This is a genomic window from Cupriavidus sp. 05N39 (genome assembly GCF_056397325.1).
Map to the genome: position 1 here is coordinate 64,728 of NZ_JBFTNE010000019.1, position 18,603 is coordinate 83,330.

Annotated in this window: 20 protein-coding genes; 12 read left to right on the forward strand and 8 right to left on the reverse strand. The window is 66.8% G+C overall.

From position 1 onward, the window contains the following. Positions 1-229: 229 nt before the first annotated feature. Complete coding sequence (locus tag AC1DN0_RS11975; protein ID WP_045241077.1) at positions 230-685, reverse strand: YccF domain-containing protein; 456 nt, start codon at positions 683-685, stop codon at positions 230-232. A gap of 159 nt (positions 686-844) precedes the next feature. On the opposite strand from AC1DN0_RS11975, the gene AC1DN0_RS11980 reads away from it, so the two are divergent. Further along, complete coding sequence (locus tag AC1DN0_RS11980; protein ID WP_441628515.1) at positions 845-1,252, forward strand: GGDEF domain-containing protein; 408 nt, start codon at positions 845-847, stop codon at positions 1,250-1,252. A gap of 72 nt (positions 1,253-1,324) precedes the next feature. Continuing rightward, a complete protein-coding gene (locus tag AC1DN0_RS11985) occupies positions 1,325-2,077 on the forward strand; it encodes a head GIN domain-containing protein (RefSeq protein WP_441628517.1) in 753 nt (250 codons plus the stop codon). 15 nt (positions 2,078-2,092) lie between these two features. On the opposite strand, the gene AC1DN0_RS11990 is transcribed toward AC1DN0_RS11985, so the two are convergent. Further along, the gene (locus AC1DN0_RS11990) at positions 2,093-3,214 is read right to left on the reverse strand and encodes a M14 family metallopeptidase (RefSeq protein WP_477102583.1); all 1,122 of its coding nucleotides are present in this window, start codon (positions 3,212-3,214) and stop codon (positions 2,093-2,095) included. After that, positions 3,211-4,059: a VOC family protein gene (locus tag AC1DN0_RS11995; RefSeq protein WP_441628519.1), complete on the reverse strand. Its 849-nt coding sequence runs from the start codon at positions 4,057-4,059 to the stop codon at positions 3,211-3,213. The genes AC1DN0_RS11990 and AC1DN0_RS11995 overlap by 4 nt, the downstream gene beginning before the upstream one ends. A 292-nt stretch (positions 4,060-4,351) precedes the next feature. On the opposite strand from AC1DN0_RS11995, the gene AC1DN0_RS12000 reads away from it, so the two are divergent. The 9 genes from AC1DN0_RS12000 (at position 4,352) to AC1DN0_RS12040 (ending at position 12,694) form a co-directional block, all read left to right on the forward strand. Next, positions 4,352-5,953 carry an ABC transporter substrate-binding protein gene (locus tag AC1DN0_RS12000; protein WP_441628521.1) on the forward strand — a complete coding sequence of 534 codons (1,602 nt, stop codon included), beginning with the start codon at positions 4,352-4,354 and terminating at the stop codon, positions 5,951-5,953. Positions 5,954-5,960: 7 nt separating this feature from the next. Then, positions 5,961-6,944: an ABC transporter permease gene (locus AC1DN0_RS12005; RefSeq protein WP_477145739.1), complete on the forward strand. Its 984-nt coding sequence runs from the start codon at positions 5,961-5,963 to the stop codon at positions 6,942-6,944. Then, positions 6,941-7,771, forward strand: coding sequence for an ABC transporter permease (locus AC1DN0_RS12010; protein ID WP_441628525.1), 831 nt, complete (start codon positions 6,941-6,943; stop codon positions 7,769-7,771). The genes AC1DN0_RS12005 and AC1DN0_RS12010 overlap by 4 nt, the downstream gene beginning before the upstream one ends. Next, positions 7,768-9,450, forward strand: coding sequence for an ABC transporter ATP-binding protein (locus AC1DN0_RS12015; protein WP_441628527.1), 1,683 nt, complete (start codon positions 7,768-7,770; stop codon positions 9,448-9,450). The genes AC1DN0_RS12010 and AC1DN0_RS12015 overlap by 4 nt, the downstream gene beginning before the upstream one ends. Positions 9,451-9,622: 172 nt before the next feature. Then, positions 9,623-10,651 carry an NAD(P)-dependent oxidoreductase gene (locus tag AC1DN0_RS12020; protein WP_441628529.1) on the forward strand — a complete coding sequence of 343 codons (1,029 nt, stop codon included), beginning with the start codon at positions 9,623-9,625 and terminating at the stop codon, positions 10,649-10,651. A gap of 120 nt (positions 10,652-10,771) precedes the next feature. Next, positions 10,772-11,083 carry a hypothetical protein gene (locus AC1DN0_RS12025; protein ID WP_477145740.1) on the forward strand — a complete coding sequence of 104 codons (312 nt, stop codon included), beginning with the start codon at positions 10,772-10,774 and terminating at the stop codon, positions 11,081-11,083. A gap of 98 nt (positions 11,084-11,181) precedes the next feature. Next, positions 11,182-12,042, forward strand: coding sequence for an NAD(P)-dependent oxidoreductase (locus AC1DN0_RS12030; RefSeq protein ID WP_477145741.1), 861 nt, complete (start codon positions 11,182-11,184; stop codon positions 12,040-12,042). 201 nt (positions 12,043-12,243) lie between these two features. Beyond that, positions 12,244-12,426 (forward strand): glycine zipper 2TM domain-containing protein, encoded by a 183-nt coding sequence (locus AC1DN0_RS12035; protein ID WP_441628532.1) that lies wholly within the window; start codon positions 12,244-12,246, stop codon positions 12,424-12,426. A gap of 109 nt (positions 12,427-12,535) precedes the next feature. Next, positions 12,536-12,694, forward strand: a complete 159-nt coding sequence (locus AC1DN0_RS12040) for a DUF3309 family protein (RefSeq protein ID WP_441628533.1) — start codon at positions 12,536-12,538, stop codon at positions 12,692-12,694. A 133-nt stretch (positions 12,695-12,827) separates the two neighbouring features. Here the strand turns inward: AC1DN0_RS12040 and AC1DN0_RS12045 are convergent, their stop codons facing one another. From AC1DN0_RS12045 to AC1DN0_RS12060, 4 genes are all read right to left on the reverse strand, one after another. Next, positions 12,828-14,000: an acyl-CoA dehydrogenase family protein gene (locus tag AC1DN0_RS12045; RefSeq protein WP_441628535.1), complete on the reverse strand. Its 1,173-nt coding sequence runs from the start codon at positions 13,998-14,000 to the stop codon at positions 12,828-12,830. Between the two features lie 7 nt (positions 14,001-14,007). After that, the gene (locus AC1DN0_RS12050) at positions 14,008-14,982 is read right to left on the reverse strand and encodes a Bug family tripartite tricarboxylate transporter substrate binding protein (protein WP_441628537.1); all 975 of its coding nucleotides are present in this window, start codon (positions 14,980-14,982) and stop codon (positions 14,008-14,010) included. A 113-nt stretch (positions 14,983-15,095) separates the two neighbouring features. Then, complete coding sequence (locus tag AC1DN0_RS12055) at positions 15,096-16,073, reverse strand: Bug family tripartite tricarboxylate transporter substrate binding protein (protein ID WP_035862792.1); 978 nt, start codon at positions 16,071-16,073, stop codon at positions 15,096-15,098. A gap of 71 nt (positions 16,074-16,144) precedes the next feature. Continuing rightward, positions 16,145-16,543, reverse strand: coding sequence for a cupin domain-containing protein (locus AC1DN0_RS12060; RefSeq protein ID WP_441628538.1), 399 nt, complete (start codon positions 16,541-16,543; stop codon positions 16,145-16,147). A gap of 550 nt (positions 16,544-17,093) precedes the next feature. Between AC1DN0_RS12060 and AC1DN0_RS12065 the strand changes: the two genes are divergently transcribed. Continuing rightward, on the forward strand, positions 17,094-17,441 hold the full coding sequence (locus AC1DN0_RS12065; protein WP_441628540.1) for a ProQ/FinO family protein: 348 nt from the start codon (positions 17,094-17,096) through the stop codon (positions 17,439-17,441). 73 nt (positions 17,442-17,514) lie between these two features. On the opposite strand, the gene AC1DN0_RS12070 is transcribed toward AC1DN0_RS12065, so the two are convergent. Next, the coding region (locus tag AC1DN0_RS12070; protein ID WP_477145742.1) for a DUF2252 domain-containing protein at positions 17,515-18,603 on the reverse strand (1,089 nt) is incomplete at its 5' end.

Genomic DNA, 18,603 nt, shown 5'->3' on the forward strand with positions numbered 1-18,603 from the left:
GTTCAACCACCATCTTTAGAATAGCCAGCGATAGGGCACATCGGAGCACCGCGCGGAAAATTTTGTGAGCGCCGCCCCACCAACGATCGCGGTGGCTTGCAAAGCGGCATCCGGTTTCCAGCGCGGTCCCGACCAACCATGCCGTGACAGCGCGGGCGCCGAAACTTGCCGCGACGCGCCCTTGCACAAAGCGAACTTCCTGTTCAGCGCACCAGGAGCACTCGCAGCGTCAACGGCGCAGCCCGTCCACGTGCGCGCGTGCCTGGTCCCGCCGCGCGGCCTCGGCGACTTCGTTTGTCACCACCGTCTGGCCGATCGGCGCCAGCGCGATGCCGGCCAGCTTGAGATGCTGGATGGCAAAAGGAATGCCGATGATGGTGACAAAACAGGCAATGGCGGATGCCACATGGCCAAGCGCGAGCCAGACGCCGGCGAAGACGAACCAGATCACGTTACCGGCCAGGCCAAGGGCACCGGTGCCGATGTCATCCCGCTGGTGCAGTTCGCGGCGGCTGATAGCCTGCTTGCCGAACGGGAAGAAGGTGAATTTACCGATCACGAAGCAGGCCTTGCCCCATGGGATCCCGACGATGGAAACGAAGGCGAGCAGCCCGGCCAGCCACCAGGCCAGGCCCATGAATACACCGCCGAGGATGAACCAGAGAAAATTTAAGATGGCACGCATGAATCTCCCTCAGACAATTGAAGTCACGGCAGATGATACGCGAAGGTAACTTGCTTGCCCGCGGGCACAAGGCATGGCGTGCGCCAGACAGGATCGAGACCTTGTAAGATCATCGTCGAACGCCATCCCGGAACGCTTCCCCGCACACGAAAAGGCAGGGTGATCGACGACTTCAAGAAGGTCAACGACCGCTATGGCCACGATATCGGCGACGACGTGCTCAAGCGCGTTGCCGCGGAGATCAGGGAGGTGATGGCCGGTTGCCAGTTCGCGCGCCTGGGCGGCGAGGAGTTCGGCATCTACCTGAGCGAGATGTCGCGCGCCGAGGCGGAGGTACGTATCGACCTGCTGTGCCGCAGCGTCCGGGATCTGCCTTCGGCCCATCCGGTAACCATCAGCATTGGCGTCGCCCACCTGGACGGTGACACGCTCACCAAAGCCCTCATCAAAGCCGACGAGGCGCTCTATGATTCAAAGAGGACCGGCAAGGATAAATACACGTTCCACCGGGAAGCCAGTGCGCCGGGCGCCAAAGCCGGCCTGACCGGCCAGAACGCTGTTGGCTAGGGCGTTACTGGCGGGCCCGCTGGCCGGGCATCTCCCGGAACATCCGGCGCCACCCGGCGCAAGAGGATCGCCATGACCCGCTTCAGCACGCTACGCGCCACCTGGCTGGCATCCGCCTGCCTGACCGGCGCGGCACTGGCCCAGCAAAGCACCGTTGTCATCAACCAAAGCGGCGTCTCGGCCTCGGGAGCCTCCGGCAGCAGTGTCGTCGTCATCAATGGCCAGGTGCAGTCTTCCGTCGACGCCACCAAGGGAACGGGTCCCGAAAGGACCGAACGGCGCACGGTCGGGGCGTTTTCAAGCGTGCGGCTCAATGCCCCTGTCGAAGCGGTATTTTCGGCGTCGCCCACCGCGTCCGTTTCCATCACTGGCCCCGCGGACATCCTGCCGCTGATCGTGACCACCGTTGCAGACGGCAAGCTGTCGATCGGTCTCACGGCGCCGGTCGTGCTGGCCGCGCCGCTCAGGGTAGCCATTACCGGGCCATCGCTCCAGGCGGTCAGCATTCCCGGCGCCGGCACCTTGCGGGCGTCCGGGCTGCATGAGGCTTCCATCGACCTGCGCTTGTCCGGTTCCGGTTCGATCGTGGCCGAGGGGCAGGTCGGCAGCGTGCGCGCCGCCATCTCCGGCTCGGGCGAGGTGGACGCCAGCGCGCTGCGCGCGCAAAGGCTGGATGCGCAACTGAGCGGCTCGGGACGTATCCTCGGATACGCTTCGGATGCCGCCAGCGTGGCACTGACGGGATCGGGCGATATCGTGGTCGCCGGCAGGCCGCCCCAGCGCGCGGTCAGCCGGACCGGCTCGGGCCAGGTGTATTTCGAGTAGCCGCGCGCCGGATTGCTACCATGCGGCCAGCCCGTCCACGGCCTGTTGGGTGATGGCGACGCCATGCCGCACCGTGGCATCGCGCCAAGGCTGGGCCACCGGGATGAAGGCATCGAGCATGTCCGCCCGCAACTGCGCATAACGCCCGGTGCCGCGCTCCGCCCTGAAGCGCAGCCATTGGTCCAGACGCAGTGCATGCCCCATATTGCTGCCCCGCGTACCAAACTCGACCACCGCGCCCACCAGCGGCCGCTCCCCGAGGAAACGTTCGACGCCATGGAATACCAGCCCGCTATAGGCCGGCCGTGCCAGGCCGTGCGGGCGGACACCGAGCACGCGCTGCTCACCCCACCAGCTGGCGGCACGCGCCTGCTGGCCGCTGCCATCCGGGTTGAAGCACAGGAAGAAGGGTTCGCCGTACTCGCCGATGCCGGTATGCCAGTCGATCAGGCCGACCCGCCCGGCATGCGCCAGGTGCTCCCGCACGATGGTCTCCAGCGTCAGGTTTGACCACTCCCGGTGGTGGCCGCCGAACACCAGACCATCGGGGTGGCTGTACTGGCCGCGGGCGCGCGTGTCGAACAGGGCGTCGGCGCCATGCCTGGCCCCGTAGGCTTGCGCCGCGGCTTCCGCGTCGGCAACGCTGTCCCAGCTCCACTCCGCCGGAATCAGGCTGGCATGCAGTTCCGCATAGCCGGGATTGGCGGGAACCGGCTGCGCCGCGTCGAAGAGATGCGCGGCGAAGTTGCGATTCAGGTCGACATTGTTTTCGGTGGTGCGGGTGCCGTGCGCGAAGCCATAGGGATTGAGGCCGTGCACCAGCAGCACGCCCAGCCCCGCGGGCAATTGCCGGGCCGGCGCGCTGCGCAGCCATGCGACCTGCGCGGCCGAGCCGGCGTAGCCTTCCTGGCCATGGGTGCCACTGATCAGGACCAGCTGGCGCGGCGCGCGCGCGTCGCCGAGATGCGCCACGTCGATGGCCAGCGGCTCGCCGGCCGGCCCGCTGGCGTGCGGATGCGGGTAGACGCTGAGCGCCGCGCCGGCCGCATCGGCAGCCGCGCGGAACTTGTTGCGGGCGCCGGTGTAGTCCGGCGCGTAGAAGTCCGTGAAATCCATCGGGATATCGTCCGCGCTTATTCGGTGAAGGCGACGGTGACACCCGCCGCTTCGGCCGGCGGCACCACCAACAGGCCGTCGATTTCCGCGATACCGCGCACCTCGCCCGCCGCCAGTGCGGCACGCGCCGTTTCCAGCGCCGTCGTGCGCAGTACCAGCGCGACCATGCGGTCGCGCCCGTCGATCAGCGGCGGCACGCTGGCGCCAAAGCGGCGCACTGCCGCTTCCGGGCTTAGCACCACCACGGAGGCGCCCCCGGCGCGCAGCCGTTGCCCGTGCTGCCCCTGGCTCACGTGCTCGCTGCCAAACAGCCGCGCCAGCAGGCCAATGGTGCGCGCCGGGTCGGCTGCCGCGATCACGTATTCCGCGACGCCGGTCACGCCATTGGGATGCGCCTGCCAGTGGCCGCGCCAGACCAGCTCGGGCGTGAAGTGGTGGCAGAAGTAGATGCGGCCGTTGGGCACCTGGTGGGCCGCCAGCCGCACCGTGCGAAAGCGCGCGTCGGCGGTGGCGCCGGGCAGCTCAACCGGGCGCGTGAACTCGCGCGGGGGCCCTTCCACCTCCAGCCCGCGCGCCAGTATCTCGCGGTGCAGCCCGGTCGAGTCGGCGCTCTTGAAGACCAGCCCGGTCAGGCCCGGGGGCTCGGCCAGCAGGTCGCCGCGGCCCGTGGTGGCCTTGCCGGCTTCGAAGCCCAGCAACTCCAGGTAGTCCGTGTCGAAGATCGCCAGGTGGTTGCTCGACCCGAGGGAATGGTGGCCGCGCGGCGTGAGCTGGAAGCCAAGCCTGCGATAGCGGCTGGCCGCGTCATCCAGGCGTTCGTGGACATTGACGACCACGTGGTCGAGCAGCGGGATCAGGTTCGGCATTTCAGGGTTCCGTTTGAACGGGCGCGGGCTGGGATGGGATGGGATGGGAAGGCTATGTCCGCGGCCGGAGCGCATGGAGATTACGTGAGCCTGGCCCGTTACCCAACTGCGCGTTTCGTCTTTGCTTATGCGTGCCGATGCCATGCCGGGGCGGCAGCGCAGCGAGCGCCGCCACCAGCCAACTACCGTCTTTGCTTAGACGAAAAGCGCGTTTCCCTCGCGCGGCGGCGCCCCCTACACTCGCTGGCTGTCCAGCCTTAGTGCTTTTCTCGATCCTTGTGGAACCCCAGCCATGTCCCTGACCCGACGCGACTTCCTGATCCAATCCGGCGCCCTTGCCGCTGGCGCCGCCCTGCCGGGCACGCTGCTGGCACAGTCCGCCGAAGCGCCGCGCAAGGGCGGCGTGCTGACGGTCCTGCTGGGCGGCGAGCAGCGCATCCTCAACCCTGCGCTGCGCGCATCCACCGGCGTCTACGTGGTCTCCAGCAAGATCATCGAATCGCTGGTGGACCTGGACGCCAGCGGCAGGCCGGCACCCGTGCTAGCCACCAGCTGGAGCAGCTCGCCGGACGGCAAGACCATTACCTTCAAGCTGCGCGAGGGTGTCACCTGGCATGACGGCAAGCCCTTCACCTCGGCCGACGTGCAGTACAACGCGCTGGAACTGTGGAAGAAGCACCTGAACTACGGCACCGCGCTGCACCTGTACCTGGAAGCCGTCGACACGCCCAATGCGCAGACCGCGGTGTTCCGCTATTCCCGCCCGATGCCGATCGAGCTGCTGCTGCGCGCGCTGTGCGACCTGGGCTACGTGGTGCCACGCCATAAGTTCGAAGGCACCAGCGTATTGGAAAATCCGGCCAATACCGCGCCCATCGGCACGGGTCCCTTCCGCTTCGTCCAGTATGAGCGCGGTCAGTTCGTGATCGCCGAGCGCAATGCCGCTTACTGGCGCAAGAACACGCCTTACCTGGACCGCGTGGTGTGGCGCATCGTCACCGACAAATCAGCCGCTGCCGCCGCGATCGAAACCGGCGAGGCACAGCTGACCACCTATTCGCACGTGGGGCTGGCCGACCTCGAGCGCTTCAAGAAAGACGGTCGCTTCAAGGTGTCCACCAAGGGCCTGGAGGCAAATTCGTACAACAACACGCTGGAGTTCAACGTGCGCCGCAAGGAGCTGTCGGACGTGCGGGTGCGCCGCGCCATCGCGCACGCCATTGACGTGGAGTTCTTCATCAAGAATTTCCTGTACGGCACCGCCAAGCCGGCCACCGGCCCGATCCCCTCGACGTCGTCCTTCTATCCGGGTGGCAAGCAGCCCTACCCGTTCGACCGCAAGCGCGCCGAGGCCCTGCTCGACGAAGCCGGCTTCAAGCGCGGCGCCGACGGCAACCGCTTCACGCTCAAGCTGGTGCCGATCCAGAACGGCGAGGACGTGCCGCTGTTCGCCACCTTCGTGCAGCAGTCGCTGGCCCAGGTGGGCATCAAGGTCACGGTGCAGCAGCTCGACATCGCCGGCGCGCTGTCGACCGTCTACCGCGACTGGAATTTCGACCTGGCCACGGGCTGGCACCAGTACCGCGGCGATCCGGCGGTCTCGACCACCGTCTGGTACCGCTCCGGCAGCCCCAAGGGCGCGCCCTGGACCAACCAGTACGGCTGGCAATCGGCCAAGGTCGACAAGCTGATCGACGATGCCGCTTCGGAAATCAACCCGGCCAGGCGCAAGGCGCTCTATGCCGAATGGGTCAAGGAGGTCAACGACGAGCTGCCGGTCTGGATGGTGACGGAGCGCGAGTTCTACTCGATCACCAGCAAGCGCGTGCACAACGACCACAACACGCCGCGCTGGCCCTCCAGCAGCTGGTATGACACCTGGCTTTCGGCCTGAGCCGGCCATGCGTGTGTTGTTGCTCGCGCTGCGCAGGCTGGCCGCCAGCCTGCCATCCCTGCTGCTGATCCTGTGCGGCCTGTTCCTGCTGCTGCAATTCGCCCCCGGCGACACCGTCGACGCGCTGGTGGCGGAGATGGGTGGCGCCGATGCGGCGGTCATTGGCCAGTTGCGGCAGTTCTACGGACTGGACGCCTCCACCACGGTGCAGCTCGGCCGCTACCTGTGGCGTCTCGTGCATCTGGACCTGGGCTACTCCGCCATCTATGGCAAGCCGGTGGCAGCGGTGATCCTGGAGCGCCTGCCAGTCACGCTGCTGCTGATGGGCTGTGCCCAGGTGCTGGCCGCCGTGTGCGGCGTCGCGCTTGGCGTCRCCGCGGCGCGCCGGGCCGGCCGCTGGCCGGATACGCTGGTGTCCATGCTCGGCCTGGTGTTCTATGCCACGCCGTCGTTCTGGTTCGGCCTGATGGGCATCGTGGTGTTCGCCATCCACCTCGGGTGGCTGCCGCCGGGCGGCTACATGGATGTGGCCGCAGGATACAAGGGGCTGGAGCGCATCGCCGACATCGCGTGGCACCTGGTACTGCCCACCGTGACGCTGGCGCTGATCTACCTGGCCATCTACCTGCGCATCATGCGCGCGTCGATGCTCGAAGTGCTGAGCCTGGATTTCGTGCGCAGCGCACGTGCCAAGGGGCTGGCGGAATACGCGGTGCTGGTGCGGCATGTCTTGCGCAACGCGCTGCTGCCGCTGCTGACGCTGGCGGGGCTGCAGTTCGGCACCATGCTGGGCGGCTCGGTGGTGATCGAGAGCGTGTTCGCACTGCCCGGCCTGGGCCGGCTTGCCTATGACTCGGTGGTGCAGCGCGACCTGAACACCCTGCTGGGCATTGTCTTTATCAGCGCGCTGCTGGTGATCGCGATCAATTTCATTGTCGACATGCTGTATGCGCTGCTCGACCCCCGCATCCTTCACGAACGCAAGGCATGAAGCTGCTCCAACGCTATCTGCGCAACCCGGCCGCCTTCGTCGGCCTGCTGGTGTTGCTGGCGGTCATCGCCATGGCGGCCTCCGCCCCGCTCTTGTTCCCGGCCGACCCGCTTTCGCTGGCCGGGCGCCCGTTGCAATGGCCGCTGGAGGACCCGCGCTTCTGGCTCGGCACCGACCAGACCGGCCGCGACATTGCCGCCCAGATTTTCCATGGCGCGCGCGTATCGCTGCTGATCGGCTTCGTGGCCACGCTAATCGCCGTCTGCATCGGCATCCTGATCGGGGCGTTCGCCGGTTATTACGGCGGCTGGGCCGACAACCTGCTGATGCGGCTGACCGAAGGCTTCCAGACGTTGCCCAGCTTCCTGTTGCTGCTGGTGCTGGTTTCGGTATTCGGCTCCGGCATCGCCACCGTGACGCTGGCGATCGGGGCCGTATCCTGGCCCGCCACGGCACGGCTGACCCGTGCCGAGTTCCTGACGTTGCGCAACCGCGACTTCGTCCACTCGTGCCGCGCGCTGGGCATGCGCGACCTGCAGATCATCTTCCGCGAGATCCTGCCGAATGCGCTGCCGCCGGTGGTGGTGTACGCCAGCGTGGTGATGGCGCTGGCCATCCTGCTGGAAAGCGCGCTGGCCTTCCTCAACCTGTCCGACCCGAACGTGGCCTCCTGGGGCAACCTGATCGGCGGCGGGCGCGGCGTGCTGCGTTCGCAATGGTATGTGTCGGCCATCCCCGGCATCGCCATCCTGCTGACCGTGCTGGCGGTGTCGCTGGTCGGACAAGGCCTGAACGATGCACTCAACCCCAGGCTGAAGCGCCCATGAGCGGACCCTTGCCCTTTCTTCTCAGTATCGACGCGCTGAGCGTCGCCTTGCCTGCCGGCGCCGATCGCGGGCTGGCGTTGAACAACGTCTCGCTGGCGCTGGCGCCTGGCGAAGTCCTGTGCGTGGTCGGCGAGAGCGGCTCCGGCAAGTCGATGACCGCCGGCGCCGTGCTTGGCTTGCTGCCCGACGGGGTGCGGCGCAGCGCCGGCCACATCCTGTTCGAAGGCCGCGAGCTCACGGCCCTGTCCGAAGCCGGGTTGCGGCGCATACGCGGCGCCCGCATCGGCATGATCTTCCAGGAGCCGATGACGGCGCTCAACCCGCTGCGCACCATCGGTGACCAGATTGGCGAGGTGTTCCGCACCCACACCCGGCTGGGCAAGGCGGAAATCGCGCGCAAGGTGCTGAGTCTGCTGGAAGACGTACAGATCCCGCAGCCACATGCTGCCGCCGGCGCCTACCCGCACGAGTTGTCGGGCGGGCAGCGCCAGCGCGCCATGATCGCCATGGCGCTGGCGCTCGAACCCAGCCTGCTGATTGCCGACGAGCCCACCACCGCGCTCGACGTCACTACCCAGGCCCAGATCCTGCGGCTGATCCGCGAACTGCAGAAGCGCAAAGGCACGGCGGTGCTATTCATCACGCATGACTTCGGCGTGGTGGCGGAGATCGCCGACCGCATCGCGGTCATGCGCCAGGGGGAAGTGGTGGAAACCGGGCCCGCCGCCGAGATCCTGGCGCGGCCCCGGCACCCCTATACCCAGGCGCTGCTGGCCGCCGTGCCCGCGCTGGAGCCGCCGGCGCCACGCGTGGTGGCGGGTGACACGCTGCTCGCCATCGACGGTATCGGCAAGACTTATCGCAGCGGCAGCTGGCTCGACCGGGGCCAGCGCCAGGTCCATGCACTCGACCAGGTCTGCCTGACGCTGCCGCGCGGCGGCGCGCTGGGCATCGTGGGCGAGAGCGGCTCCGGCAAGAGCACACTGGCACGTTGTCTGGTGGGACTGCTAGACCCGGACCGCGGCAGCCTGCGGCTCGATGGCGAAGATCTTCTCGCCGGCGGCGCGGCGCGGCGCCGGCAACGCGCCCGCCGTATCCAGATGGTGTTCCAGGACCCGTTCGGTTCGCTCAACCCGCGCCGGCGCGTGGGGGAACTCGTTGCGCAGGGACCGCTGATTCACGGGGAGCACCCGCTGCGGGCACGCCAGCGAGCGGCTGAGCTGTTCGAGCTGGTGGGACTGGACCCCAGCGCGCTCGACCGCTATCCGCATGAATTCTCCGGCGGCCAGCGCCAGCGTATCGGCCTGGCCAGGGCGCTGGCGCTCGAGCCTGACGTGCTGGTGGCCGACGAGCCAGTCTCGGCGCTGGACGTCTCCGTGCAAGCCCAGGTCCTGGCGCTGCTCGACGACCTGCGCTCGCGCACCGGCTTGTCGCTGATCCTGATCACGCACGACCTGCGCGTGGCCGCCCAGGTCTGCGACCGCGTCGCCGTCATGAAGGACGGGCGCGTGGTGGAGCAAGCGGCTACCGCAGCGCTGTTTGGCTCGCCCCGCCATCCGTACACGCAGGCCTTGCTGGCAGCGGTGCCGGGCAGGCAGGCGGTGGCGGGCCGGGCAAGGGCCGCTGGGGTCTCGCCTGCCTGCGCCGAACCCGATGCGGTGCAGGCAGGCCTCTGGTGATCCCCTGGCTGAACGCCACAAAGCCCGTCGTCCTGGCCCGTTCCGGTACCCACTTGCATTTGCCAGGCATTCGCCTATGATCTTGTAAACCGATTTACTAAATCGTTTTACTAAAGTGTTGATTAAGACGGCGAGGACGCGGAATGTATCGAAGCCATGCAAGACGGCTGTCATGCGCACGATCTGCCTGACGCACGGGCCCAGCGCGCGTGCGCTGTACTTCAGCGGCCGCGCGCTCGCCAGGCTCGGTGCGGTGGCCACTCTCAGGCTTAATGACAGCGAGGCCGGGCTCGCGCCGGACGAACTGGCAAGCGCCGCGGCCGGCTGCGACATCATTGTCGCCTCGCGCGAGTTGGCGGTGCCCGCCGCGGTGTTCCAGGCACTGCCGGACCTGGTGGCGGTGTGCCGGGTTGCCGTGGACATACGGGAGATCGACGTCCAGGCGGCGAGCCGTCACGGCGTCCTGGTAACGCGAGCCTCGCCCGGCTTCGCCGCCTCGGTGTCCGAATGGGTGGTGGGAGTGATGATCGACCTGGGCCGCGGCATCAGCCGGGCCAGCGCCAGCTATCACAACTGGGGCCACGCGACGCCCGCGATGGGCTGCGAGCTGCGGGGCGCCAGCCTCGGCATCGTGGGCTACGGCACCATCGGCCGCTATCTCGCCTCGCTCGGCCGCGCACTCGGCATGAAGGTGCTGGTCAGCGATCCCTATGCGGACGTCGATGACCTCGCGCTGGAGCGCCTGGACTTGCCCACCCTGCTGTCGCGCGCCGACTTCGTGGTCTGCCTTGCGGCGGTCATGCCGGGCACCCTCAATCTGTTCGATCGCGGCGCCTTCAGCGCCATGAAGCGCGGCGCCTGCTTCATCAACGCCTCACGTGGTGATCTGGTGGATGAGCCGGCACTGCTGCACGCGCTGAACCGGGGGCATCTCGGCGGGTGCGCGCTGGATGTCGGGCGGGGGCACGATCAGACACCCTCCCTCGCCCTGGCCCGCCACCCGCTCGTCATCGCTACGCCGCATATCGGCGGGCTGACGCCGCAGTCCGCCGAACACCAGGCCATGGATGCCGTGCGCCAGGTGGAAGACCTGCTGCGCGGACGCATACCCGATGGCGCCGTCAACGCCGAACATGCCAGCAGGTTGCCGCGCCTGCGCGGTGTGCCCGCTGGCGGACATGCGCAGGATGCCGGCAAATAGCCCGGCGCCTGCAAGGAAGTCATGGCCCGTGGCAATGACCGCGGACCAGGAAGCGGGAGTCATGGCATCGGGACGGCCCGGTGCGCGGGGATTCTCGCCAGAAAAGCGCGGAGGAACGACATGGTGACTGACAAAGCGGAACGGCGGCTCGCGGGGTCCGCCTGGACCTGCACGGAGGGAGAATATGCGATTGACGTGGATATCTTGCCGGTGGAGGACGGCCGCTGGGGCGCACTCGTCCGCTTATGCAAGCCGGGCAACGGCATGGAGCTCTCCTCACAATTCATGCTCAACCGGACTTTCGACAATCGGATCATGGCGCTGGCCTACACGCTGGCGCTGACGCGCGAGTGCGTGCAACAATTTGCTCCCGCCACAGCCGCGTCGATCGCCCGCATGCTGACAACCGGGAGCACCGGCAAGGCTTGTTGACGCTGCATTGCAAGAATGGCAGCATTCCCGGCTTCGGGGGGGCTGCCCACTTTGTCACATTCGCCCGCGCTCACCGCGGGTCCTGGAGTTTCCTAGTCATGCGTGTTGCATTTATCGGCCTGGGTGTCATGGGCTATCACATGGCGGCCCATCTCGCCGCCAAGGGCCATCAGGTCACCGTGTACAACCGCACGGCAAGCAAGGCCGAGCAGTGGGTCGCGGCCTTCGGCGGCAAATCGGCGGCCACCCCGGCGCTGGYCGCCCGGGACGCCGAAGTGGTCTGCTCCTGCGTGGGCAATGACGATGACTTGCGCGCGGTGCTCACCGGCGCCAATGGTGCTTTCGGCACGGCGCCGGCAGGCTGTGTGTTCGTGGATCACACCACCGCCAGCGCCAATGTCGCGCGCGAGTTGTACGCCGCCGCCGGCGAGCGCGGGCTGCACTTTGTCGATGCGCCGGTGTCGGGCGGCGAAGTCGGCGCGCAAAAGGGCATCCTGACCATCATGTGCGGCGCCGACGAGGCCGTGTTCACCCAGATCGAGCCGGTGCTGGGCGCCTATGCGCGCGCGGTCACCCGGATCGGCGGCGCGGGCGCCGGCCAGCTGGCCAAGATGGTCAACCAGATCTGCATTGCCGGCCTGCTGCAGGGCCTGTCGGAAGCCATCGCCTTCGGCGAGCGCGCCGGGCTGGACATGAAGGTCGTGCTCGACGTGATCAGCAAGGGCGCCGCGGGCTCGTGGCAACTGGAAAACCGCGGCCCCACCATGATCGAAGGCAAGTTCGACTTCGGCTTCGCGGTGGACTGGATGCGCAAGGATCTCGGCCTCTGCCTGGACGAAGCACGCCGCAACGGCGCCAGCCTGCCCGTCACGGCTGTGGTCGACCAGTTCTACGCGGACCTGCAGCAAGACGGCTGCGGCCGCGCCGACACCTCCGCGCTGATCAAGCGCTTGCGCTAACAGTTGGCGGGCAGCCTTTGCCCGCTGACTTCCCCTTCCGCCTGGACCGCCTCCCTCCCTGACGCCGCGCTCGCGGCGTCGTCCAATTCCTACATCCTTATCAGAGGCAGCCCCGCTGGTGCCGCCAACCTGCCCGGCTATCTTGTAGGCATGGCTGGTGTACCTGTCACGCAACCGGCACCACGCATCAAGGAGACCAACATGCTGAGACTGGCAAGCGCGCTCATCGCGGGCGCGGTACTTCTGATCGGGCTGAACGGCTGTACCGCTACCGGCGCCGTGGCCGGCGGTGTTGCAGGCCATGAACTGTCGCACGGCAATACGGCGGCAACCATCGGCGGCGCGGTGGCTGGCGGCGTCATCGGCCACGAACTGGGCAAGTAACGCTGGCCCCGGTCCGCACCGCATTGCATAGCCCGCACAGAACAACCATAAGCACCCCATAGGCATCCCATAAGCACCTCACGCTTATCCATTCGTCAAGGAGCCCGTCATGGCCATCGGTACGATCTTGCTTATCCTCCTCGTCCTGCTGCTCGTCGGCGCATTGCCAACCTGGCCGTACAGCACCGGGTGGGGCTACTACCCAAGCGGCGGCCTCGGACTGGTCCTGCTGATCATTGTGGTCCTGGTCGTGATGGGTCGGCTATAGAGACAGAGACCTGTGGAAATCCGTATTCGCTCAGGGAAACAAGGGCGCCCCGCTGGCATCGGCGGGGCGCCCTTTATTATTTTCATCGCTGAAAGAATGCGGGTTCCCCGCGCGGGATTGTCCCGCCGCCTCGTCAATAGGACTTCGGCAAACCCAGCACGCGCTCGGCGATATGGCACATGATCAGTTGCGCGCTGACCGGTGCGATGCGCGGGATATACGATTCGCGCAGGTAGCGCTCCACCTGGTACTCGCGCGCATAGCCCATGCCGCCCAGCGTCAGGACCGCGGTCTGGCAAGCCTGGTGGGCGGCTTCCGCCGCCAGGTACTTGGCGGTATTGGCTTCTGCGCCGCAGGGCTTGCCCTGGTCATACAGCCACGCCGCTTTCCAGACCATCATGTCGGCCGCTTCCAGCGCCATCCAGGCCTGCGCCAGCGGATGCTGGATGCCCTGGTTCTGGCCGATCGGGCGGCCGAACACGGTGCGCTCCCTGGCATAGCGCGTCGCCGCTTCCAGCGCGACGCGGCCGAGGCCGACGGCTTCGGCCGCAATCAGGATGCGCTCAGGGTTCAGGCCATGCAGGATGTATTCGAAACCGCGCCCCTCTTCTCCGATGCGGTCTTCCACCGGCACCGTCAGGCCGTCGATAAAGAGCATGTTCGAGTCCACGGCGGCACGTCCCATCTTGTGGATCTCGCGCACCTCGATGTGCTTGCGGTCCAGCGCGGTGTAGAACAGGCTCAGGCCCTGGGTCGGCTTGGCCACCTGCTCCAGCGGCGTGGTGCGCGCCAGCAGCAGCATGCGGTCGGCCACCTGGGCGGTGGAGATCCAGATCTTGCGGCCGTCCACGCGATAGCTGCCACCATCGGCCGACAGCACGGCCTGGGTCTTGAGATGAGTGGTGTCGAGCCCGGCATCGGGTTCGGTCACGGCGAAGCAGGCTTTCTCCTGCCCGGCGATCAGCGGCGGCAGCGCCGCCTCCTTCTGGCGCTCGTTGCCGAACACCACCACCGGGTTGAGGCCGAACACATTCATATGGATGGCCGACGCGCCGGAAAAACCGGCGCCGGACGCCGACACCGTCTGCATGATCAGCGCCGCCTCGGTAATCCCGAGCCCGGCGCCGCCATAGGCCTCCGGCATCGCGATGCCGAGCCAGCCCGCCTTCGCCATGGCCTGGTGGAATGCATGGGGGAACTTGCCTTCGTCGTCGAGCCCCGACCAGTAGTCGGCGCCAAAGTCGCTGCAAATCTGCGTCACCGCCTCGACGATGGCGCGCTGTTCGGGGGTTCTTTCAAAGTTCATGCTTGCCTCATTCCGGCTGGATGCCGGCGTCCTTGACCAGCTTGGTCCACTTGACCAGTTCGCCGGCGACGAAGCCGGCAAACTGCTTGGGCGTTTGCCCGAATGCTTCAAACCCCAGCGCCTCGAAACGCGGCGCCACTTCCTTGCTGGCGGCGATGCGGGACAGCTCGCGGTTGAGCCGCTCGACCACGTCCGCCGGCGTCTTCGCTGGCGCGAACACGCCGTTCCAGGAGGTAATGTCGAACCCCTTCAGCTCAGACGTGTCTCCCAGCGGCGGCAGGTCCGGCAGCAGGCGGCTGCGCTGCGCCGTGGTCACCGCCAGCGCGCGCAGCTTGCCTGCCTTGACGTTGGCAATGCCGGCCGCCACGTCGACGAACATCATCGGCACCTGCCCGGCAATCACATCCGTCATGGCCGGCGGCGTGCTCTTGTACGGCACGTGCAGCAGGTCCAGCCCGGCCATGCGGCCCAGGGTGGCGCCCGACACGATGCCGGTGCTGTTGCCGCTGGCGTACGACATGCCGGGATGAGCGCGCGCGTAGGCGATCAGTTCCGGCACCGTCTTGACGGGCAACTTGGGATTGACCACCAGGATGAAGGGCAGGTTGCCCATGCGCGCCACCGGCGTGAAATCGCGGATCGGGTCATACGGCAGCTTCTTCATCAGCGAAGGGTTGGCCGAATGCGTGGTGTTGGTGGTCATGAACAGCGTGTAGCCGTCAGGCGCGGCCTGCGCGACGATTTCAGCGGCGATGGCGCCGTTGGCCCCGGGACGGTTGTCCACCACCACGTTGGCCTTGAGCGCATCGCCCAGTTCCTTGGCCGTGATGCGGGCTACCGCGTCGGTGCCGCTGCCGGCGGCGAAGGGCACCACCATGCGGATCGGCTTGCTGGGATAGGCATCGGCCGCCGCCGCGTACGGCGCCGCGGCGAGTGTCAGCAATGGCAGCGCCGCGCGCAGCAGCGTGGTAAATCTTGGCATCGTGTTGTCTCCTGCTTCTTTCTGGTTAGCGATCCCTCTGCGATGGATCCGCTTTGTGGTGGTGGCTTGGAACCGACGGCCGGACTAACACCCGGACCGGCAGCCCCGCCGCTTCATGGCGCGGTCTTTTCTTTATAGTTCGTGTCCTTCACCAGCTTGGCCCAGCGCGCGGCGTCGTCGGCAATGATGGTGGCGAACTGCTCGGGCGTACTGCCGACGGCTTCATAGTCGATGGCGGCGAGGCGCGCCTTGATCTCCGGCATGGCCACGATCCGGACGATTTCCTGGTTCAGCCGCGTAACGATTTCCTTTGGCGTGCCCGCCGGCGCCAGCAAGCCAGCCCAGGAATTGAAGTTCATGCCCTGGATGCCGGCTTCCTGCATGGTCGGGACATCCGGCAGCGCCGGCGAGCGCCTGGACGACAGCACTGCCAGCGGGCGCAGCCGGCCCGCGCGGATCATTGCCATCCCGTTAAAGGGGTCGATGGTCATGTCGACCTCGCCCGCCACCACCGCCTGCATCTGCGGGCCGGTACCCCGATAGGAGACGCTGACGACATCCGGCGTGCCGGCGGTTGTCTTGAAGGTTTCCCCGATCAGCTCGATCATGCTGCTGCCGGCCGACAAGCTCAGCGGACGGCTCTTGGAACGCGCCAGCCCGACAAACTCCTGCACGGTCTTGGCCGGTACCGACGGGTGGACCACCATGACGAAGCCGATGCTGCTGATCAGGCTGATTGGCGCGAAGCTTTTGAGCGGCTCGTAGCCGGCCTTGTAGAGGACAGGGCTCAGCGTCTGCGCGCCGGCGGTGTTCAGCAGCAAGGTGTAGCCATCCGGCGCGGCACGCGCGACCTGGTCGGTGCCGATGATGCCGTTGGCGCCCGGCCGGTTCTCCACCACCACCGGCTGCTTCAGGGCCTCAGACAGCTTCTGCGAGACCAGCCGGGCCACCACATCGGAGGCTCCGCCCGGCGCGTAAGGCACCACCATGCGGATCGGCTTGCTGGGATAGGCGCTGCTCCAGGCCAGGGCCGGCGCAGCACTCCAGATCGCGGCGCACAGCATCAGGCGGCGTCGGGAAGACAGTTTCATCGGGATCTCCTCCAGGCTTCAACTACGAACGTCCGTTCGGCTGCGGGCAACCGCCCGGGACGGGGCAATGCTCAGGCGGGACGGATCACGCGATCCGGGGATTCCTCATAAGGCGGGGCGTAGATCACCAGCAGCTTGACGGGCTCGTCGCTGATGACGGTGAACACGTGCATGGATCCGGCGGGGAAGAAGCAGCAGTCGCCGGGCCCAAGCTCGCGCGACTGGCCGTTCACCTCGGCGAGCGCCCTGCCCTCCAGCACGTAGCAAACCTGCTCGATACCGGGATGGGCGTGCGGCAAGGCGCCCTTGCCGCGCTCGATGGTGCCGTGGATCACCTCAAGCTGGGTGGCACCGACATTCTCGCGGCCAATGATGCGGCGGTTCAGCGTACCCACATGGTTGGCCGGGTGGTAGCCGGGCACGTCTTCGGCACGGACGAAGCAGGTCGGCGAGGACGAGGGGGATGTCATTGCAGTCTCCTTGCCAGTTTCGCCCCACCCAGGGAGGGCGACAGGCAAACCGATCATTTTTTCATGTTTGTGAATTTTATTTTATACCCATGAAAACAAACACGTCCAGCAAAGGTACGCCCAGCAAGCGCCTGATGGAAGTGGATGGCAGTTCTACCGCCAAAATTACCGTCCACAGATAGAAATATCCGGTTTAGCATTCTGTAGATGTAACAAAATTTGGCGGATATGGGTTCCGCCAGGGAGGGCGCGGAGCGCTGTTGGCATGAAGCCACGCAGGAACGGCACCGAATTGGGGGGACGCGCGAAGTGTGACGGGCGCCCGTCCTGGCCACGATGCCTGATTTGGCCGATTCCCRCCGCGGCGGGGGCGGCAAGGTGAATCGCGTAGGGCTGCTACAATCGCACCAAGTTTTTTTACTGGCTGGACACGATGGGCTTCGAACAACTGGCGGCACTGAAGGAACAACTGGCAAGGCAAGCGAAGGCCGCGCCACAGGCTAAGACGCGGCGCGCGCGTCCGGTGGCTCCGGTCAGCCCGGCGAAGCCCGTGGATCCGGTGCTGCAGGCCATCGCGAAGCTGCAAAAGCGCTTCCCGCAAACTTTTCCGAAGAATCCTGCGCCGAAGGTAGCGCTCAAGATCGGCATCTTCGAAGATCTCGTCCAGCACGCGCAGGAACTTGGCCTGACGGAGTCGGTGCTGCGCGACGCGATCCGGACCTGGTGCCGCGGCACCCGCTACTGGACCTGCCTGGTGGAAGGTGCCCCGCGTGTCGATCTGGCGGGTCAGGAAGCGGGACACGTCGCACAGGCCGATGCGAACCGGGCGCTGCAACTCCATGCCCACCGCGCGGCGCGTGCGTCATCTCGAACCGCGACTGCGCCCAAGCCTAGCTGATCAGCGACATAGACACCCTCCGGACTCGAATCGGCCCGGTGGTGTTCCTCGATCCGCGGATTTCGGCGAGCGCCTAGATTTGAAAATCCGCGGCGATGTCTTCATCCGTGCGCGCCTCCAGCCGGCCAGAGCGGCAGGCACCGACAAACACGTCGTAGTCGCGCTCGACCTGATCCGCATACGCGTTCGAATACCCCAACAGCGCATCGGCCATCGCATCGCTATTGCCAAGGTAGCCGCTGATCTCCAGCGCCATCCCGCTGGCCTTGGCATGGGCCCGCGCCAGCACCCAGCCGCACAGCGCCGCGAACCTGGCCAGCAATTCATGATCCATCAGCTCGATCGCGGGCGACAGCTTCATGTCGCGCAGTTGCCGCATGTAGAAATGCCGGCCGGACGGCCCGTTGTTCCAGCCAAGGAACACGTCGCTGGCCGCCTGCATCAGCCGCTGGCCCTCCACCACACGCCGGCCTTCATGCATCACCGGCGGCGACTTGAAATAGCACGCCACTACTGACTGTGTGGCCTGCTTGCTTTGCAGGAACAGCGGCTTGCCGTGCTTGTCGATCATCAGGATGATCAGGCAGCGCGTGCCGACGCTGCCCACCCCCACCACCTTGAAGGCGGCATCGTGGCGCGTGAAATGGCTGAGCAACTGGCGCCGGTCGGGCGACAGGGTGCCCAGGTACGCCTCGAAAGACTTGTCGAGCGCCTTTCCGGCGTCGTCGATCTTCATCCAGTCGTCGTCGGGGGAGAACAGCGTGTTCTGGCCGTGTAGATGGAAGATGGCCGGCGGTGCGTCGCGGATAACCCAGCGCTCGCCAACCCGCTCCGACAGCTTCGGCAACAGCGCCTCGCTGGCGCGCTTGGTCGCGCGCGCTATCCCGCGCTCCAGGCGCTGGCGGATCTGCGGTGAAGGCGTCTCGGCCATCAGGCGCTCGAAGGTAATGCAGTCGTACCAGGTGTCGAGGATGCCCATCCCGGCATAGGTGGCCATCCGCTCCTGATAGCTACGCACGACCCGATAGACCAGGTCGTCGATCACRCCCCGCTTGTGGCGCAGATGCCGGCCCGCCACCACGAAGCTGGCGGTAAGCCGCTTCAGGTCCCATTCCCAGGGCCCGAGGCTGGTCTCGTCGAAATCGTTGAGGTCGAACAGCAG

Coding starts and splice junctions, on each gene's coding strand:
- AC1DN0_RS11975 (WP_045241077.1), bottom strand. CDS start 685: ATGCGTGCCATCTTAAATTTTCTCTGGTTCATCCTCGGCGGTGTATTC.
- AC1DN0_RS11985 (WP_441628517.1), top strand. CDS start 1,325: ATGACCCGCTTCAGCACGCTACGCGCCACCTGGCTGGCATCCGCCTGC.
- AC1DN0_RS11995 (WP_441628519.1), bottom strand. CDS start 4,059: ATGCCGAACCTGATCCCGCTGCTCGACCACGTGGTCGTCAATGTCCAC.
- AC1DN0_RS12000 (WP_441628521.1), top strand. CDS start 4,352: ATGTCCCTGACCCGACGCGACTTCCTGATCCAATCCGGCGCCCTTGCC.
- AC1DN0_RS12010 (WP_441628525.1), top strand. CDS start 6,941: ATGAAGCTGCTCCAACGCTATCTGCGCAACCCGGCCGCCTTCGTCGGC.
- AC1DN0_RS12015 (WP_441628527.1), top strand. CDS start 7,768: ATGAGCGGACCCTTGCCCTTTCTTCTCAGTATCGACGCGCTGAGCGTC.
- AC1DN0_RS12020 (WP_441628529.1), top strand. CDS start 9,623: ATGCGCACGATCTGCCTGACGCACGGGCCCAGCGCGCGTGCGCTGTAC.
- AC1DN0_RS12025 (WP_477145740.1), top strand. CDS start 10,772: ATGGTGACTGACAAAGCGGAACGGCGGCTCGCGGGGTCCGCCTGGACC.
- AC1DN0_RS12035 (WP_441628532.1), top strand. CDS start 12,244: ATGCTGAGACTGGCAAGCGCGCTCATCGCGGGCGCGGTACTTCTGATC.
- AC1DN0_RS12040 (WP_441628533.1), top strand. CDS start 12,536: ATGGCCATCGGTACGATCTTGCTTATCCTCCTCGTCCTGCTGCTCGTC.
- AC1DN0_RS12045 (WP_441628535.1), bottom strand. CDS start 14,000: ATGAACTTTGAAAGAACCCCCGAACAGCGCGCCATCGTCGAGGCGGTG.
- AC1DN0_RS12050 (WP_441628537.1), bottom strand. CDS start 14,982: ATGCCAAGATTTACCACGCTGCTGCGCGCGGCGCTGCCATTGCTGACA.
- AC1DN0_RS12055 (WP_035862792.1), bottom strand. CDS start 16,073: ATGAAACTGTCTTCCCGACGCCGCCTGATGCTGTGCGCCGCGATCTGG.
- AC1DN0_RS12060 (WP_441628538.1), bottom strand. CDS start 16,543: ATGACATCCCCCTCGTCCTCGCCGACCTGCTTCGTCCGTGCCGAAGAC.